The 17,816-nt window shown below is 59.3% G+C and carries 12 protein-coding genes; 6 read left to right on the top strand and 6 right to left on the bottom strand.

Annotated elements, in window-relative coordinates; genetic code table 11:
- Positions 1-6 precede the first annotated feature (6 nt).
- The 6 genes from infB to BUE92_RS10235 all read left to right on the top strand — a co-directional run bounded on the left by infB (position 7) and on the right by BUE92_RS10235 (position 7,599).
- Entirely contained in the window at positions 7-2,523 is a 2,517-nt protein-coding gene (gene infB / locus BUE92_RS10260) for a translation initiation factor IF-2 (protein ID WP_073523501.1), read from the top strand.
- A gap of 159 nt (positions 2,524-2,682) precedes the next feature.
- Positions 2,683-3,078 carry a 30S ribosome-binding factor RbfA gene (gene rbfA, locus BUE92_RS10255; protein ID WP_003176137.1) on the top strand — a complete coding sequence of 132 codons (396 nt, stop codon included), beginning with the start codon at positions 2,683-2,685 and terminating at the stop codon, positions 3,076-3,078.
- Between the two features lie 3 nt (positions 3,079-3,081).
- On the top strand, positions 3,082-3,999 hold the full coding sequence (truB, locus tag BUE92_RS10250; RefSeq protein ID WP_014719950.1) for a tRNA pseudouridine(55) synthase TruB: 918 nt from the start codon (positions 3,082-3,084) through the stop codon (positions 3,997-3,999).
- A gap of 116 nt (positions 4,000-4,115) precedes the next feature.
- Positions 4,116-4,385 (top strand): 30S ribosomal protein S15, encoded by a 270-nt coding sequence (gene rpsO, locus BUE92_RS10245; protein ID WP_003176135.1) that lies wholly within the window; start codon positions 4,116-4,118, stop codon positions 4,383-4,385.
- Positions 4,386-4,579: 194 nt separating this feature from the next.
- Positions 4,580-6,685, top strand: a complete 2,106-nt coding sequence (gene pnp / locus BUE92_RS10240; RefSeq protein ID WP_073523498.1) for a polyribonucleotide nucleotidyltransferase — start codon at positions 4,580-4,582, stop codon at positions 6,683-6,685.
- A gap of 293 nt (positions 6,686-6,978) precedes the next feature.
- Positions 6,979-7,599, top strand: a complete 621-nt coding sequence (locus tag BUE92_RS10235) for a BON domain-containing protein (RefSeq protein ID WP_014719949.1) — start codon at positions 6,979-6,981, stop codon at positions 7,597-7,599.
- A 321-nt stretch (positions 7,600-7,920) separates the two neighbouring features.
- Here BUE92_RS10235 and BUE92_RS10225 read toward each other — a convergent pair whose 3' ends face one another.
- The 6 genes from BUE92_RS10225 to panB all read right to left on the bottom strand — a co-directional run bounded on the left by BUE92_RS10225 (position 7,921) and on the right by panB (position 17,620).
- A complete protein-coding gene (locus BUE92_RS10225) occupies positions 7,921-10,842 on the bottom strand; it encodes a DUF748 domain-containing protein (RefSeq protein WP_073523496.1) in 2,922 nt (973 codons plus the stop codon).
- A gap of 88 nt (positions 10,843-10,930) precedes the next feature.
- The gene (locus BUE92_RS10220; RefSeq protein ID WP_073523495.1) at positions 10,931-11,947 is read right to left on the bottom strand and encodes a class I SAM-dependent rRNA methyltransferase; all 1,017 of its coding nucleotides are present in this window, start codon (positions 11,945-11,947) and stop codon (positions 10,931-10,933) included.
- Between the two features lie 92 nt (positions 11,948-12,039).
- Entirely contained in the window at positions 12,040-13,977 is a 1,938-nt protein-coding gene (gene acs, locus BUE92_RS10215) for an acetate--CoA ligase (RefSeq protein WP_073523494.1), read from the bottom strand.
- A 105-nt stretch (positions 13,978-14,082) separates the two neighbouring features.
- Entirely contained in the window at positions 14,083-15,747 is a 1,665-nt protein-coding gene (gene pgi, locus BUE92_RS10210; protein WP_073523493.1) for a glucose-6-phosphate isomerase, read from the bottom strand.
- Positions 15,748-15,971: 224 nt separating this feature from the next.
- A complete protein-coding gene (panC, locus tag BUE92_RS10205; RefSeq protein ID WP_073523492.1) occupies positions 15,972-16,823 on the bottom strand; it encodes a pantoate--beta-alanine ligase in 852 nt (283 codons plus the stop codon).
- Positions 16,820-17,620, bottom strand: a complete 801-nt coding sequence (panB, locus tag BUE92_RS10200) for a 3-methyl-2-oxobutanoate hydroxymethyltransferase (protein ID WP_073523490.1) — start codon at positions 17,618-17,620, stop codon at positions 16,820-16,822. The genes panC and panB overlap by 4 nt, the downstream gene beginning before the upstream one ends.
- Positions 17,621-17,816: the final 196 nt, after the last annotated feature.

Below are 17,816 nucleotides of genomic sequence, written 5' to 3'. Positions count from 1 at the left end.
AAGTGCATGACGCAAGTCACGGTGAAACAACTGGCCGATGAGGTCAAAACACCGGTAGAGCGCCTGTTGCAGCAGATGCGTGAGGCAGGTCTGCCGCACACCGCCGCCGATGAAGGTGTGAGCGATAGTGAGAAGCAGTCTTTGCTGACTCACTTGAAGAGCAGCCACAAGGCGAAAGTGGAAGAACCGCGCAAGATTACATTGCAGCGCAAAACCACCAGCACCCTGCGGGTTGCGGGTAGCAAGAGCATCAGCGTTGAAGTACGCAAGAAGAAAGTCTTCGTACAGCGCAGCCCGGAAGAAATCGAAGCCGAGCGCAAACGCGAGCTGGAAGAACGTCGCGCAGTAGAAAACGCTGCACGTCAGAAGGCTGAAGAAGAAGCCAAGCGTCGCGCCGAAGAAGAAGCGCGTCGCCAGCCTGCTGCTGCGCAACCTGCTGCCACTGACGCGGTCGCCGCCCCTGTTGAGGCTGTGCGTGAGGCTGCCCCGGCTGCCGCCGCACCTGCTCCTGCAGCAGACGCCCGCAAGCGCGACGAGCCTCGTCGTCCGGACAAACCACGTGCTGACGATAACAATCGTCGCGGTGGTGGTGGCGATGGCGAGCGTAAAAACGCTCCGCACCGCGCCTCGGTCAAAGAGAAAGCGCCTGCGCCGCGCGTTGCCCCACGTACCACCGACGAAGAAAGCGATGGCTTCCGTCGTGGTGGTCGCGGCAAGGCCAAGCTGAAGAAGCGCAACGCCCACGGTTTCCAGAGCCCAACCGGCCCTGTCGTGCGTGATGTGCAGATCGGCGAGACCATCACTGTTGGCGATCTCGCCAATCAGATGTCGGTCAAGGCTGCTGAAATCATCAAGTTCATGTTCAAACTGGGTACTCCAGCGACCATCAACCAGGTGCTTGATCAGGAAACTGCTCAGCTTGTGGCTGAGGAGTTGGGCCACAAAGTGACCCTGGTCAGCGACACCGCCCTGGAAGATTCCCTGGCCGAGTCCCTGAAGTTTGAAGGTGAGACGTTCTCCCGTGCGCCAGTTGTGACCGTAATGGGCCACGTTGACCATGGTAAGACATCGCTGCTCGACTACATCCGTCGTGCCAAGGTAGCTGCTGGCGAAGCCGGCGGTATCACCCAGCACATCGGTGCGTACCACGTTGAAACCGAGCGCGGCATGGTCACCTTCCTCGACACTCCAGGTCACGCCGCGTTTACCGCTATGCGTGCCCGTGGTGCCAAGGCGACTGACATCGTGATCCTGGTTGTTGCAGCGGACGACGGCGTGATGCCGCAGACCATTGAAGCTGTCCAGCACGCCAAGGCAGCTGGTGTTCCACTGGTTGTTGCAGTGAACAAGATCGACAAGCCGGGCGCCGATCTCGATCGCATCCGTAGCGAACTGTCGGTTCACGGCGTGACCTCCGAAGAGTGGGGCGGTGATACGCCGTTCGTTTCGGTCTCGGCGAAAGTCGGTACTGGCGTGGACGAACTGCTCGAAGCGGTCTTGCTGCAAGCTGAAGTACTCGAACTCAAGGCAACTCCATCGGCTCCAGGCCGCGGTGTTGTGGTTGAATCGCGACTCGACAAAGGCCGTGGCCCGGTTGCAACCGTACTGGTTCAAGACGGTACCCTGCGCCAAGGCGACATGGTGCTGGTCGGTTCGAACTATGGCCGTGTACGTGCCATGCTCGACGAGAACGGCAAGCCAATCAAGGAAGCCGGTCCTTCCATCCCTGTCGAGATCCTCGGCCTGGACGGTACCCCGGACGCTGGCGACGAGATGAGCGTGGTTGCCGACGAGAAGAAAGCCCGTGAAGTGGCTCTGTTCCGTCAAGGCAAGTTCCGCGAAGTCAAACTGGCTCGTGCTCACGCCGGCAAGCTGGAAAACATCTTCGAGAACATGGGCCAGGCAGAGAAGAAGACGCTCAATATCGTCCTCAAATCTGACGTACGTGGTTCCCTCGAAGCGTTGAACGGCGCCTTGAACGGCCTGGGTAACGACGAAGTGCAAGTGCGCGTTGTCGGTGGCGGTGTCGGTGGTATCACCGAATCTGACGCCAACCTGGCACTGGCTTCCAACGCTGTACTGTTCGGCTTCAACGTGCGTGCCGATGCCGGCGCTCGCAAGATCGTCGAGCAGGAAGGCCTGGACATGCGTTACTACAACGTCATCTACGACATCATTGAAGACGTCAAGAAGGCCCTTACCGGCATGCTTGGCAGCGACGTCCGGGAGAACATCCTGGGTATCGCCGAGGTGCGTGACGTGTTCCGCTCGCCGAAATTCGGCGCGATCGCCGGTTGCATGGTTATCGAAGGTACTGTGTACCGTAACCGTCCAATCCGTGTGCTGCGTGAAGACATCGTTATCTTCGAAGGCGAGCTGGAATCCCTGCGCCGCTTCAAGGATGACGCTTCCGAAGTACGTGCTGGCATGGAATGCGGTATCGGCGTCAAGAGCTACAACGACGTCAAGCCTGGCGACAAGATCGAAGTCTACGAGAAGGTTCAGGTTGCTCGCAGCCTCTAACTCGCGCACTTCCGGAGCCACGCCGCGTGTGGGCATGCAAATGCCCCACGCAGCGTACGGACTCTAAACGCAACGCCCGGTCTGGCTTTTGTCAGGCCGGGCGTTTGCCGCTTTCAGACCCCACGGGTTTCTCCGTGTGGCAGTAACAGGTAACAAGACATGGCAAAAGAATACAGCCGTACCCAGCGTATCGGCGATCAGATGCAGCGTGAGCTGGCCCAACTGATCCGCCGCGAAGTCAAAGACCCACGTGTTGGCCTGGTCACCATTACCGCCGTTGAAGTGAGCCGTGACGTGGGTCACGCCAAGATCTTCATCACCGTGATGGGGCAGGACAACAGCGAAGAAATCGCGCAAAGCATCAAGGTGCTCAACTCCGCCGCAGGCTTTTTGCGTATGCAGTTGGCCCGTGAAATGAAGCTGCGCAGCGTTCCGCAGTTGCACTTCCACTACGACGAAAGCGTCGTGCGTGGCGCGCACCTGTCGGCCCTGATCGAACGCGCCGTGGCTGAAGACAGCCAGCATCCGTCCACACCTGAAGACGCCAAGGAGTAAGCGGTGGCTCAGGTCAAACGTATCCGTCGCAACGTCAGTGGCATCATTCTGCTCGACAAACCCATTGGCTTTACCTCCAATGCCGCGTTGCAGAAGGTTCGCTGGCTGCTCAATGCCGAGAAGGCCGGGCATACCGGCAGCCTTGATCCATTGGCCACCGGTGTATTGCCGTTGTGCTTTGGCGAGGCCACCAAGTTTTCGCAATACCTGCTTGATTCCGACAAGGGTTACGAAACCCTGATGCAACTGGGCAAGACAACCACCACGGCGGATGCCGAAGGTGATGTTTTGCAGGTTCGAGACGTGACCGTTGGTCGTGCGGATATCGAAGCTGCTTTACCCGCTTTTCGTGGGCAAATCAGTCAGATACCGCCGATGTACTCGGCACTCAAGCGCGATGGCCAGCCACTTTACAAGCTGGCACGTGCGGGCGAAGTAGTGGAGCGCGAACCGCGTTCTGTTACTATTGCGCGCTTGGAATTGCTCGCTTGTGAAGGCGACACTGCCCGTTTGGCCGTGGACTGCAGCAAAGGCACCTATATCCGTACCCTGGTGGAAGATATTGGTGAAAAGCTCGGTTGCGGCGCGTACGTTGCAGAACTGCGACGCACCCAGGCCGGCCCTTTCAGCCTGGCCCAGACGGTGACGCTGGAAGAGTTGGAAGCGGTACATGCCGAAGGCGGCAATGAAGCGGTTGATCGCTTTCTCATGCCATCGGACAGCGGTTTGCTCGATTGGCCGCTGCTGCACTTCTCGGAGCACAGCGCGTTCTACTGGCTCAACGGCCAGCCGGTACGCGCCCCGGATGCCCCGAAGTTCGGCATGGTGCGGGTACAGGATCATAACGGTCGCTTTATCGGTATCGGTGAAGTGAGCGAAGACGGGCGCATCGCGCCACGTCGACTGATTCGGTCAGAATGACCGAACGAGGGTGGCTGTTAATAGGCATGGTCACTTCTCATTTATAGATACGGGGGTATGCCCTCGGCCTATTGAGATCACCCTTTGGGTGGTTTCCTGAAAAAAAGGATTGCCTCATGGCTCTCGACGTTCAAGAAAAAGCACAAATCGTAGCTGACTATCAGCAAGCTGTTGGTGACACTGGTTCGCCAGAAGTGCAAGTTGCACTGCTGACCCACAACATCAACAAGCTGCAAGGTCACTTCAAGGCCAACGGTAAAGACCACCACTCCCGTCGTGGTCTGATCCGCATGGTAAACCAGCGCCGTAAGCTGCTGGACTACCTGAAAGGCAAGGATCTGGGTCGTTATCAGGCTCTGATCGGTCGCCTGGGTCTGCGTCGCTAATAAGCGATTGCGCTAGAGGTTGGTTGTCTACCGCGTGTCATCGGGATTCCCGTTGGCCCGTGGTAGGCTCCCAGCCTCAAGTTTTATCTGGATACACGTTTTACCCTGGACGAGCGTCGGGCCGATTCCCGGCATTGCCCAAGAATTTCGCAAGAAGACAAGTTCCCCAAGAGCCACAAAGAAGGTAGGACACCGTGAACCCGGTTATCAAAAAATTCCAGTTCGGTCAGTCGACCGTTACCCTCGAGACAGGCCGTATCGCCCGTCAAGCCTCCGGCGCAGTGCTGGTTACCGTTGACGACGACGTGACCGTATTGGTGACCGTTGTTGGCGCCAAGACCGCTGACCCGAGCAAGGGCTTCTTCCCTCTGTCCGTTCACTACCAGGAAAAGACTTACGCTGCCGGTAAGATCCCTGGCGGTTTCTTCAAGCGCGAAGGCCGTCCCTCCGAGAAAGAAACCCTGACTTCCCGACTGATCGACCGTCCGATCCGTCCGCTGTTCCCAGAAGGCTTCATGAACGAAGTGCAGGTTGTCTGCACCGTCGTTTCCACCAGCAAGAAGACCGATCCGGATATCGCTGCGATGATCGGTACCTCGGCTGCCCTGGCCATCTCCGGCATTCCTTTCGATGGCCCGATCGGTGCTGCCCGCGTTGCGTTCCACGAAAGCACCGGCTACCTGCTGAACCCGACTTACGAGCAACAGAAAGCATCGAGCCTGGACATGGTCGTTGCCGGCACCTCGGAAGCCGTATTGATGGTTGAATCGGAAGCCAAAGAGCTGACCGAAGACCAGATGCTGGGCGCCGTACTGTTTGCTCACGACGAGTTCCAGGTCGTGATCAACGCTGTTAAAGAACTGGCTGCCGAAGCTGCCAAACCAACCTGGACCTGGGCTGCTGCCCCGGAAGCCACCGAACTGCTGGGCGCTATCCGCTCCGAGTTCGGCGCTGCCATTTCCGACGCCTACACCATCACCGTCAAGGCCGACCGTTACGCTCGCCTGGGCGAGCTGAAGGATCAGGTTGTCGCCAAGCTGTCCGGTGAAGAAGGCCAGCCTTCGGCCAGCGACGTCAAAGCTGCATTCGGTGAAATCGAATACCGCACCGTTCGCGAAAACATCGTTAACGGCAAGCCACGTATCGACGGTCGCGACACCCGCACCGTGCGTCCGCTGAACATCGAAGTCGGCGTTCTGCCGAAGACCCACGGTTCGGCACTGTTCACCCGTGGCGAAACCCAGGCCCTGGTTGTTGCGACCCTGGGTACTGCCCGTGACGCACAGCTGCTGGACACCCTGGAAGGCGAGAAAAAAGACCCCTTCATGCTGCACTACAACTTCCCTCCGTTCTCGGTGGGTGAGTGTGGTCGTATGGGTGGTGCGGGTCGTCGCGAAATCGGTCACGGTCGTCTGGCCCGTCGTTCGATTGCCGCGATGCTGCCGGCTGCCGACGTGTTCCCATACACCATTCGCGTTGTGTCGGAAATCACCGAGTCCAACGGTTCCAGCTCCATGGCTTCCGTTTGCGGTGCTTCCCTGGCACTGATGGACGCCGGTGTGCCAATGAAGGCACCGGTTGCCGGTATCGCCATGGGCCTGGTTAAAGAAGGCGAGAAGTTCGCCATCCTGACCGACATCCTGGGCGACGAAGATCACCTGGGCGACATGGACTTCAAAGTAGCCGGTACCGCCAAAGGTGTGACCGCGCTGCAGATGGACATCAAGATCAAAGGCATCACCGAAGAGATCATGGAAATCGCCCTGGGCCAAGCCCTGGAAGCGCGCCTGAACATCCTCGGCCAGATGAACCAGATCATTGGTCAGTCCCGCACCGAACTGTCGGAAAATGCTCCGACCATGATCGCGATGAAAATCGACACCGACAAAATCCGTGATGTTATCGGTAAAGGCGGCGCGACCATCCGTGCGATCTGTGAAGAAACCAAGGCTTCGATCGACATCGAAGACGACGGTTCGATCAAGATCTTCGGCGAAACCAAGGAAGCGGCTGAAGCAGCACGCCAGCGCGTCCTGGGTATCACTGCTGAAGCCGAAATCGGCAAGATCTACGTCGGCAAGGTTGAGCGTATCGTCGACTTCGGCGCGTTCGTCAACATCCTCCCGGGCAAAGACGGTCTGGTTCACATCTCCATGCTGAGCGATGCTCGCGTTGAGAAAGTGACCGACATTCTGAAAGAAGGCCAGGAAGTGGAAGTGCTGGTACTGGACGTGGACAACCGCGGCCGTATCAAACTGTCCATCAAGGACGTAGCAGCAGCCAAGGCATCGGGCGTTTAATCACCCGCAGGCTTTACGCTGAAAAAAGGACTCTTCGGAGTCCTTTTTTATGGGCGCGAGAAAATGAAGCAGAATCAGCTGTTTAGCGCCGCCCAAAAGCCGCAACTTGCATGCAGACACGATGGGCTTCATGCAAGTTGCACGATTCCGAAAATGTATGGTTTTCATAACTTATTGTTTATTAAGGGATTTAATCTGTGCGGCGACTTGGCACACTGCCTGCAATATCCCTGGTAGCGCTGCAGCATGAAGGTTTACGCCTGCAGACTTTTAATAAAACAGGAGTTACTCGTATGAAGAAGTTCGCTCTCGCTACTGCTACCGCTCTGACCCTGGCCATGGGTGCTAACGTAGCCTTTGCTCAGACTTCCCAAGCCCCTATGACTTTGGCGGCCGGTGAAGCGACCAAGGCTAAGGAAAGCGTTTCGGATACTTGGATCACCACTAAAGTCAAAGCTGACCTGCTGACCGAAAAAGGCATTCCGGGTTCGGACATCAAGGTTGAGACCAACAAAGGTGTGGTTTCCCTGTCCTCCGACGTAGCAGTCTCGGATTCGCAGAAAGCTACTGCTGTAGCCATTACCAAGAAAATCAAAGGTGTGACTGCGGTTTCTGCTGACGGCCTGCTGGCTGGCGGTGCTACCAAAGCTGACGGCATCGACAAAACCAAAGGCGCTGCCCACGACGCTAAAGAGACCACCAGTGATACCTGGATCACTACCAAAGTGAAGGCTGACCTGGTAACTGAAAAAGGCATTCCTGGCACCGACATCAAGGTTGAAACCAACAAAGGTGTTGTATCCCTGTCCTCGCCTACCGCTGTGACCGCTTCGCAGAAAGAAACGGCTGTAGCGATCACCAAGAAGATCAAAGGCGTTAAAGCTGTATCGGCCGATGGCCTGAAAGCAGAGTAACGCTAGACGTTTCGTTTGAACTGAATAGCGGCGGCTTAGGGTGAGTTAGATATCCACCTGATGCACCTCTGGAGTTCATGCGACCGACCACACGGATGTGGTCATTACAGGCCCCTGCACTTGTGTCGGGGCCTGTTCTATTTCAGGCACAAGACCGAATAAAAAATGAGAGGGTTCAAGCCCCAAGTCCGGTGTAGGAGCGAGCTTGCTCGCGAAGAACTCGCAGACGCTGCGTTCATTCAGGACGCCCGCGTTATCGTTGGCGTTTTTCGCGAGCAAGCTCGCTCCTACAGAGAGTTGTAGTGCTGCGCTAGCTGTCGGTTACTCAGCATCCAAGTGCATGGGAGTGATCACGCGGCCATCTTTCTCGGCCTGCCCCAGTTGCGCATCGATGAAGTACACGCGCTCATCTTCCAGCTGGCCCTTGTCTACCAGGTAATCCTTGATAGTGCTGGCTCGGTCCTGCCCCAACTGGCGCAGTAGCACGTCACTGCCACTCCAGAACTTGATCACACCGTCCTTGAGCTTCGCCGAGCGCTCATCGCTGCCCAGGTCTTTCCATTCGGCCGGGGGTTGCTGTTTGAGGCGGGTGCGGTAGATGCCTTCCAGCAATGGTGCTTTTTCCTTCTCCGGCACCTCAAGCAACGAGGCCTGGGCCGGGACTTTGTCGCCACGGCGCTGGAGGATCTTGTAATAGTTGTATTGGTATTCACGTTCCAGTCGCTGTGCGGCCAGGAACGGCCCGTCGCTGCTGGCGGCGGCTGTGCCTTCAATTTCCAGGCGCAGGGCAGGGCGTTCTTTCAGCGCCTTGGCCAGAGTGTTCAGAGCGCCTTCGGCGTCTTTGCTCAGCTCACTGGAGCCTGCGGCGAACGACACGTTGCCCAAGTCTTCAGAACCGCCACCGGTGACCAGCCCGCCAATGAACTTGAAGGGTGCGGTTGCGGCGCGCACCACAAGGTTACGCAGGGTTTGCCACACAATCGGCATCACGCTGAATTGCGGGTTGTTCAGGTCACCGCTCACCGGCAGTTCGATGGAGATCTTGCCGTCGGAGTCCTTGAGCAGGGCGACAGCCAGGCGAATCGGTAAGTCCACGGCATCGGAGCTGTCGACTTTTTCACCCAGTTGCAGTTGCTCGACCACCACTTTGTTTTCAGCCTTCAATTGGCCTTTGGTGATCACGTAATGCAAATCGAGATTCAGGCGGCCCTTGCGGATGCGGAAGCCTGCGAATTTACCTGAGTAAGGTGTCAGGTTGGTCAGTTCGACACGCTTGAAGCTGGTGGCGATGTCCAGCGCGGCCATCGGATCAAACGGGTTCACGCTGCCTTTGATGGTCACTGGTGCGTAACGGTCCACCTTACCCTTGATGTCGACGCTGGCCGGTTTGGCCTGGCGACTGTCGATGGTGCCAATCTGGCCGTTGAGCTGTTGAATCGCGGTGGCAAAGTTGGGCGTGAGGCTGAAGTCGGCAAAGTTGGCCGAACCGTCGTTGATTGCGATCTGCCCGATATGAATGCCCAGGGGCTTCTCGTTACTGGCGCCAGGTTTGGCTGCCGACTTGCTGCCACTGCCGGCCGGCTGCGCAATCAGCAGGTCGTCAATGTTAGTGGTGCGGTCATCGTTGATCATGAAGCGCGCATACGGCTGCAACAGGTTGACCTTGTCGATCGACAGGCTCTGGCCGTGCTGGTAGTTCACGCCTTCCAGCACCAGGCGCTGCCACTTGAGGAAGTCGCGGGTCTTCAGGGTGTCCAGGGTATGCAGCTGGTCAACCTGAGCGCGGCCAGTGACCTGGAGGGTCAGTGGCTCGGTGCTTTTGAGGTTCACGTCCAGGTTGCTGCCCAGCATGCCGCTGCGCAATTCCAGACGGATAAACGGGCTGATATAGGCCTGGGCGACACGCAGGTCGATGTCCTGGGTGTTCACTTTCAGCTTGGCGCTGACCGGGTTGAGGTTAACCTCGCCGGTTGCCTGGATCTTGCCTTGCTTACCCAGGCCGGTGTCGACCTTCAAGGCAAAGGGGCTCTGGTTGAGGCTGTCGAAGTTCTGTACGTCGACATTCAACGGGCCCAGTTCCAGCGCGACCGCAGGTTTAGCCTGGCGGTCGGCCAGGTGCACCTGATAGTTACGCAGTTGCACATCCTTGAGCAGCACTTGCCACGGCTTGCTCGGGGCTGCCGGTTGTGCCGAAGGCGCGTCGGCAGCGGCTGGTTCCGGAGCCTTGGCCGGTTTGCTCGGTTGGCTGGCGAACAGCTTCTGCCAGTCCAGTTGACCATCGGCCTCACGGGCGGCCCAGGTTTCCAGCTTGTTGCTGCGGATCTTGCCGACAATTACCTGCTGCTTGGCCAGGTCTACCGTGGTTTCGCTGACGTCCAGGCGTTCCAGGCGTGCCAGTGGCCGGCCATCGGGGGCCTTGATAGCAAAGGGGGCGATGCTGGCGGCGGTGTTGGTCAGGTTCAGCTCGGTTTTTTTGGCCAGGCTGAATTTGTAGTCAGTGCTGAAGTTGAGCACCCCGTCTTCCAGCACCAGTGGCAGGGCGTCACGTACATATGGCCACCAGGCTTTCATCTTGCCGTCGGTAACCTTCAAGGTGCCTTCGGAGGTGATCGGTACCAGGCTGAAGTTGCCTTTCCAGTCGATCTGGCCACCTTCCGGGCCGGCGGCGACCAGGGTCATGTCGGCATTGTCGTCAGGTAAGGTGCTGAGGTTTTTCAGCTCGAAGTCGAGTTCGTCGTAGAGGAATTCGATGGGCTCGCTGGGGCGCAGGTCCTGGAAATGCAGGTTACCACCGGCCAGCTTGATGCTGTCGATACGCAGTGGGAACGGCTTGGCATCGGGATCGGCCGGGGTTGGCTCGCTCGGAGGTAGTTTGAACAACTGCGCCAGGTTCAGTTGGCCGGACTTGTCGAACAGCAGTTCGGTCTTGGGCTTGTCCAGTTGCACGTCGGCCAGGTGCAGGGCGCGGGTCCAGAGGCTGTCGATCTGCAGGTTGGCGTAGAGGCGTTCGAAACCTACTTGCTCTTTGCCTGGCTCACCGATCTTCAGGCCCCACAGCGTCAGTTCCAGGCTGAAGGGGTTGAGCTCGATGCGCTCGATTCGCGACGGCACCGTGGCGTAATTGGCCAACTGTTGGTTGGCAATGCGAAGGGCGATGCCGGGTAATATCAGAAAGCCCAGCAAGCTATACAAAGCAAGGGCGGTCAACAAGGCGCCTACGGCGCGGATCAATCCTTTGGGCATGGGTGAACGCCATCTATGTCGAACGAGAGTGCCTTGGAGTATGGCACGGGAATTCGGTTCCGAAGAACCGTGGGCGCTGGGAAACTTCCTACAAGTGCAGGATCAGAGTCTTCAACGGAGGTTGTTGGTCTCTGGAGGGAAAGTCGGCTCCAGGTGTCATAACCTGCCATTCGCGCACCGGGCGCCCGGCTTTTTCTGCGCAGCGCAGCACCTGCTCACGCCAGTCCTCCATGCTGACCTTTGCCAGGTTGTTGCAACAAATCAGCACGCCATTGTCGGCGGTGGCCAGCAGTGCGGGTTTGAGCAGGCTTTGATAGTCGCGCAACAGGTCGACAGTGCCGAAAGCGCTCTTGGCCCAGGCGGGAGGATCGAGCAGTACCAGGTCGTACTGGCGTTGCTCCAGACGTGGATAGCTCGGCAGTTTCTGCCCGCGACGCTGGGTGATCGGCAGGCCCGCCAGTTGGCGAATGGCCGGGAAGTAATCGGACTGTACAAACTCCATGCTCGGCAACTGCGGGTTGAGCTGGCCGTTTTCACGCCCCACTGCCAGGTTGCCCTCGGCAAAATCCAGGTTGCACACCTCGCGTGCGCCGCCCGCTGCCGCGCTCAAACCCACGCCACAGGTGTAGGCGAACAGGTTCAGCACGCTTTTGCCGGCGCTGTGGTCCTTGACCCAGCCCCGGGTGTTACGCAGGTCGAGGAACAGCAGTGGGTCTTGCCCGGCGTGGCGCCCACGCACACGGTAGTTGAGGCCCCACTCGTGGCCGACCAGGTCTGCCAGTGCGCCAGGCTCGGCGCGGTACACCGTGTCTTCGCGGTCGATGCGTGAGTTGCCGCGGGCACGGTCGTTGTACACCAACAACAATTCCAGGCCCATGTATTGGTTGATCAGTTGGTGCAGGTCCAGCAGGTCTGCCGTTTCCAGGGACTGGTGGAAGCTTTGTACCAGCAATTGCGGACCGTAGCGGTCGATGGTCAAGCCACCGGCGCCTTCCTGGCTGCCGTGGAACAGCCGGTAGCAATCCGTACCCTGGGCGTGCAGCGTGTTGATCAGGTCTTGGCGGTGATCGAGGGCGGCGCGCAGCGCCTGATTCAAGGGAGTCATGGAGCGCGCCTTGCTTGTAGATGAATAAGAAAAATGGGGCGCGAAGTTTAACAGCTAACCCCGGCCTGCACAGGCCGGGGATAATCCTGGCGCTATCGGTTGAGGCGTTTGTCGATCAAACCGTCCACCACGCTGGGGTCGGCCAGGGTCGAGGTGTCGCCCAGGCTGTCCAGTTCGTTGCAGGCGATCTTGCGCAAGATGCGCCGCATGATCTTGCCGGAGCGGGTTTTCGGCAGGGCAGGGGCCCATTGGATCAATTCCGGTTTGGCGAAGCTGCCAATCTCCTTGCTGACCAACTCCAGCAGGTGCTGTTTCAACGCGTCGCTGGGTTCGACGCCATTCATGGGGGTGACAAAAGCGTAGATGCCCTGGCCCTTGACGTCGTGGGGGTAGCCCACAACGGCGGCTTCGGCGACCTGATCATGCAGCACCAGGGCACTTTCCACCTCGGCGGTGCCGATGCGATGGCCGGACACGTTGATCACATCGTCGATCCGCCCGGTGATCCAGTAGTCGCCGTCTTCATCGCGCCGTGCGCCATCCCCGGTGAAGTAGTAGCCGGGGTAGGGCTTGAAGTAGGTGTCGATCATGCGCTGCGGGTCGCCGTAGACGCTGCGAATCTGCCCCGGCCAGCTGGCCTTGATCGCCAGGACGCCACTGCCGGCGCCACTGATTTCCTTGCCCTGTTCATCGAGCAACACCGGTTGTACGCCGAACATGGGCTGTGTCGCGCAGCCCGGTTTGATGCGCTGGGCGCTGACCAGCGGGCTGAGCATGATGCCGCCGGTTTCGGTCTGCCACCAGGTATCGACAATCGGGCAGCGCTGTTCGCCGACGGCGTTGAAATACCAGTCCCAGGCTTCCGGGTTGATCGGCTCACCCACGCTGCCCAGCAGGCGCAGGCTGGCGCGGGATGTACTCTGCAGCGGACCGTGGCCTTCTCGCATCAGGGCGCGCAGGGCGGTGGGCGCGGTGTAGAAAATATTCACCTGATGTTTATCGATGACCTGCCAGAAGCGCGAACTGTCCGGATAACTCGGCACGCCTTCGAACATCAGCGAGGTGGCGCCATTGGCCAGCGGGCCATAGACGATATAGCTGTGTCCGGTGACCCAGCCCACGTCGGCGGTGCACCAGAACACTTCGCCTTCTTGGTAATCGAGCACGTACTTGAAGGTCATCGCCGCTTGCAGCAGGTAGCCAGCGGTGGTGTGCAACACGCCTTTGGGTTTGCCGGTGCTGCCGGAGGTATAGAGGATGAACAGCGGGTCTTCAGCGTCCATCGGCTCGGGTGGGCAGTTGTCGCTGGCGGCGTCCAGGGCAGCTTGGTACTTGAGGTCGCGGCCCTCGTGCCAATTCACGCTCGCCCCGGTGCGCTCCACCACCAGTACCGTGCTGACGTTCGGACAACTGGCCAGCGCTTTGTCGACGTTCTGTTTCAACGCCACGGGCTTGCCACCGCGTACGCCCTCGTCGGCGGTGATCACAGTGCGGCAATCAGCGTCGAGAATGCGGTCGCGCAGGGCGTCAGGGGAAAAGCCGCCGAAGACCACCGAGTGCACCGCGCCAATTCGCGTGCAGGCCAGCATGGCGTAGGCCGCTTCGGCGATCATGGGCATGTAGATGCACACGCGATCACCTTTGTTCACGCCACGGCTTTTCAACACATTGGCCAAGCGGCTGACGTTTTGATGCAGTTGACGGTAAGTAATCGTGCAGGATTTTGACGGATCGTCGCCTTCCCAGATGAAGGCCGGCTGATCGGCGCGTTGCGCCAGGTGACGGTCGATGCAGTTGTAGCTGACGTTCAACTGGCCACCGGTAAACCATTGGGCGGCACCGGTGTGAATGTCTGACTGCTGGACGCTGTGCCAGGGTTTTATCCAGTCGAGAAAGCCCTTGGCCTGTTCGGCCCAGAAGGTGTCTGGCTGGTCGATGGATTGGCGATAGAGGCGCTGGTAGTCCTCTTGACTGAGTTGCGCAGCCCGGCGGACGGCGTTGGCGCTGGGAAAGGTGCTGATATCGAACATGAGCGCTCCTTATTCTTGTTTTTGCGACAAGTAATAAAGATGCACCCTGAGGCTTGAGGGTTCAAGGCCAACGTCCAAACGGACGTTGGCCTTGAATGAACGCCTTCAGCCGCGGTGACGACCGCGGAAGTAGTTGATCAGGCCCTGGGTCGAAGCATCTTCGGCCAAGGTTTCTTCGGCGCCGGTCAGGCGGTTGTACACGCCTTTACCCAGCTCCTTGCCCAGTTCAACGCCCCATTGGTCGAAGGCATTGATGCCCCACACCACGCTCTGCACGAACACCTTGTGTTCATACATCGCCACCAGCGCGCCCAGGCGGCGCGGGCTGATGCGCTCGACCACCAGGGTGTTGCTCGGACGGTTACCCGGGATCACCTTGTGCGGTGCCAGCTTCTGTACTTCGCCTTCCGGCAGGCCCTTCTCACGCAGCTCGGCTTCGGCCTCGCTGCGGGTCTTGCCGAGCATCAGCGCCTGGCTCTGGGACAGGCAGTTGGCGTACAGCCACTGATGGTGGTCGGACACGGGGTTGAAACTGACGATCGGCACGATGAAGTCGGCCGGGATCAGTTGAGTCCCTTGGTGCAGCAACTGGTGGTAAGCGTGCTGGCCGTTGCAGCCTACGCCGCCCCAGATCACCGGGCCGGTATCGGTAGACACTGGTGTACCGTCCTGGCGCACGCTCTTGCCATTGGATTCCATGTCCAGCTGCTGCAAATGCTTGGTGATGTTACGCAGGTAATGGTCGTACGGCAGGATCGCATGGCTCTGCGCACCCCAGAAGTTGCCGTACCACACGCCCAGCAAGCCCAGCAGCACGGGCATGTTGGCTTCGAACGGCGCGTTCAGGAAGTGCTGGTCCATGGTGTAGGCACCCGACAGCAGTTCCTTGAAGTTGGACATGCCGATAGCCAGGGCAATTGGCAAGCCGATGGCAGACCACAGCGAGTAGCGCCCACCGACCCAGTCCCACATAGGGAAGATGTTTTCTTCACGAATACCGAAGGCCACGGCTGCGGCATTGTTGCTCGAGACGGCGATGAAGTGGCGATACAGCTCGGCTTCCGAACCCCCCTGGGCCAAGTACCAGGCGCGGGCGGCCTGGGCGTTTTTCAGGGTTTCCAGGGTGTTGAAGGATTTGGACGAGACGATAAACAGCGTGGTCTCGGCGCGCAGCTTCATGGTCAGTTCATGGAACTCGCTGCCGTCGATGTTCGCCAGGTAGTGGCAACGCACGCCTTTATGGGCGTAGGACAGCAAGGCCTCGGAGACCAGTTCCGGGCCGAGGAACGAGCCACCGATACCGATGTTCACCACGTCGGTGATCGGCTTCTCGGTGTAGCCGCGCCACAGGCCGTCGTGGATACGGCCGACCAGGTCAGTGATCTGGTTCAGCACTTTGTGCACGTCCGGCATGATGTTCACGCCGTTGACCGACAGCTTGTCGCCCACCGGGCGGCGCAGGGCGGTGTGCAGGGCAGGGCGGCCCTCGGAGGAGTTGACCGGTTCGCCAGCGTACTGCGCGTCGATCGCCGCCTTGAGATTGACTTCCTTGGCCAGGCCCACCAACAGGTCGCGGGTTTCGCTGGTGATCAGGTTTTTTGAGTAATCGAGGAAAAGTCCGCAGCTGCTCAAGGTGAACTGGGAAAAACGCTGAGGATCGGCATTGAACGCCTCGCGCATGCTGAAATCCTGCATGGCTTGGCGATGTTGAACAAGCGCTTGCCAGGCGGGCAGCGCGGTAACGTCATGAGGGGTGCGGTAGTACGCCATCGCTGCGGGTTTCCTTTATATTACGGGGACTGCCTTTAGGACACTTCAAAGCCCGGAACATCCAGTCTTATCGCAAGGATTGGGTTCCAGACAGCGCTAACCATAGCGCAGGGCAGTTACATTAAACCTAGCGTGTGGATATGTCTTGGCTTTGTCTGCGCTGTGGCCGGTACTTTTTTATACCGGCACAGCCGTCGGGGCAACAGGTTGAGGTAAAGCGGGCGTCAGGCGAGGTTCAGGTGCAGGTTATCGATGAGGCGTGTTGCCCCCAGATAAGCGGCGACCAGGATCACCACATCACGATCTTCAGCCGTGGCCGGACGCAGATGTACGCCTTGGCGCACTTCCAGGTAGTCCATGCGCAGCCCTGCGGCTTCAATCTGCTGGATGTGCTCGGCGCGAAGCTTGGCGAAATCATGATCACCGCCTTTGATGGCCGTGGCGATCTGGCTGAGCGCGCGGTACAGCACCGGCGCGACCGCACGTTGCTCCTCGGTGAGGTAACCGTTGCGCGATGACAGCGCAAGGCCGTCCTCGGCGCGCACGGTAGGCTCACCGATGATCTGGATCGGCATGTTCAGGTCGTGGACCATGGCGCGGATCACCGCCAACTGCTGGTAGTCCTTCTGGCCAAATACGGCCATGTCCGGCTGGACCATATTGAACAGCTTGCTGACCACCGTGGCCACGCCTTCGAAGTGCCCTGGGCGGCTGGCGCCGCACAAGCCTTCGGACAGCTGAGGCACGCTGACGCGGGTCTGGCCGTTCATGCCATCGGGGTACATTTCCTCGACCGTGGGCGCAAACAGCAGGTTGCAGCCGGCCTGCAGGAGCTTTTCCTGGTCGGCGGCCAGTGTGCGCGGGTATTTGTCCAGGTCTTCGCCAGCGCCGAATTGCAGCGGATTGACGAAAATGCTCGCCACCACGAAATCCGCTTGCTGCGCGGCCTTGGTCACCAGGGTGGCGTGGCCGCTGTGCAGGTTACCCATGGTGGGCACAAAGCCGATGCGCTTGCCGGCGTTGCGGGCGTGGGTTACGGCAGCCCGCAGTTCGCGGACGGTTTTAACGGTGTTCATGCCGAGAATCCGTGTTCAGCGCCTGGGAACGTCACGTTTTTGACTTCGCTGACGTAGGCGCTCAGGGCGGCGTGGATGCTGTCCTGGCCGGCCATGAAGTTCTTCACGAACTTGGGCACGTGGCCGGTTATCGACAGGCCGAGCATATCGTGCAGGACAAGCACCTGGCCGTCGGTGGCGGAACCGGCGCCAATCCCGATCACGGGCACTTTGACGGCCTGGGTGATTTCGGCAGCCAGTTCGCTAGGCACGCACTCCAGCAGAATCATCGCTGCACCGGCCTGTTCCAAGGCGATGGCATCGGCGCGCATCTGGCGGGCCTGGGCTTCATTGCGGCCCTGGACCTTGTAGCCACCGAGGATATTGACCGACTGCGGCGTCAGGCCCATGTGCGCGCACACTGGCACGCCGCGCTCGGCCAGCAGCCGGATCGACTCGGCCAGCCACACGGCACCTTCGACTTTGACCATGTGCGCGCCGGCCTGCATCAGTTTGCCGGCGTTCAGGAAGGTTTGCTCAAGGGTGGCGTAACCCATGAACGGCAGGTCGGCAATGATCAAGGCGCCATCGTTGCCGCGCTTGACGCTGGCGGTGTGGTAGGCGAGTTCATCGGTGGTCACGGGCAGCGTGCTGTCATTCCCTTGAAGAACCATGCCCAAGGAATCGCCCACCAGCAGCACTTCGACTCCAGCCTGGCAGCTGGCGTGGGCGAAAGTGGCGTCATAGCAGGTCAGCATGGTGATTTTTTCACCTTTGAGCTTGAGGCTCTGCAAGGTGGTCAGGGTAATGTCTGGCATGAAAGGGTCCTCGTTCAGGCGCTTGGAAACAGCGAGTAACGCGCGTGAGTCTTCGTTTATACAGGCGCACTGTCTTGAAAGCAGTGCTTATAAGGCCTGGATTGCGCCCTGTCGCGCCGGGTTGGCGGCAGCGGGACGCCTATAGTCGTGAGGAGGACACGGGAAGTCAATTGGATGTGTTACCGCATTGTTACGA

The sequence above is a fragment of the Pseudomonas fluorescens genome (assembly GCF_001902145.1).
Taxonomy (GTDB): Bacteria; Pseudomonadota; Gammaproteobacteria; order Pseudomonadales; family Pseudomonadaceae; genus Aquipseudomonas; species Aquipseudomonas fluorescens_BV.
Note: the sequence above shows the minus strand (reverse complement) of the source record. Positions and strands in the feature narration are given on the sequence as shown.

Bases quoted from the DNA above. Each gene is read 5' to 3' on its own strand.
- infB (WP_073523501.1), top strand. From the start codon at position 7: ATGACGCAAGTCACGGTGAAACAACTGGCCGATGAGGTCAAAACACCG.
- rbfA (WP_003176137.1), top strand. From the start codon at position 2,683: ATGGCAAAAGAATACAGCCGTACCCAGCGTATCGGCGATCAGATGCAG.
- rpsO (WP_003176135.1), top strand. From the start codon at position 4,116: ATGGCTCTCGACGTTCAAGAAAAAGCACAAATCGTAGCTGACTATCAG.
- BUE92_RS10235 (WP_014719949.1), top strand. From the start codon at position 6,979: ATGAAGAAGTTCGCTCTCGCTACTGCTACCGCTCTGACCCTGGCCATG.
- BUE92_RS10225 (WP_073523496.1), bottom strand. From the start codon at position 10,842: ATGCCCAAAGGATTGATCCGCGCCGTAGGCGCCTTGTTGACCGCCCTT.
- BUE92_RS10220 (WP_073523495.1), bottom strand. From the start codon at position 11,947: ATGACTCCCTTGAATCAGGCGCTGCGCGCCGCCCTCGATCACCGCCAA.
- acs (WP_073523494.1), bottom strand. From the start codon at position 13,977: ATGTTCGATATCAGCACCTTTCCCAGCGCCAACGCCGTCCGCCGGGCT.
- pgi (WP_073523493.1), bottom strand. From the start codon at position 15,747: ATGGCGTACTACCGCACCCCTCATGACGTTACCGCGCTGCCCGCCTGG.
- panC (WP_073523492.1), bottom strand. From the start codon at position 16,823: ATGAACACCGTTAAAACCGTCCGCGAACTGCGGGCTGCCGTAACCCAC.
- panB (WP_073523490.1), bottom strand. From the start codon at position 17,620: ATGCCAGACATTACCCTGACCACCTTGCAGAGCCTCAAGCTCAAAGGT.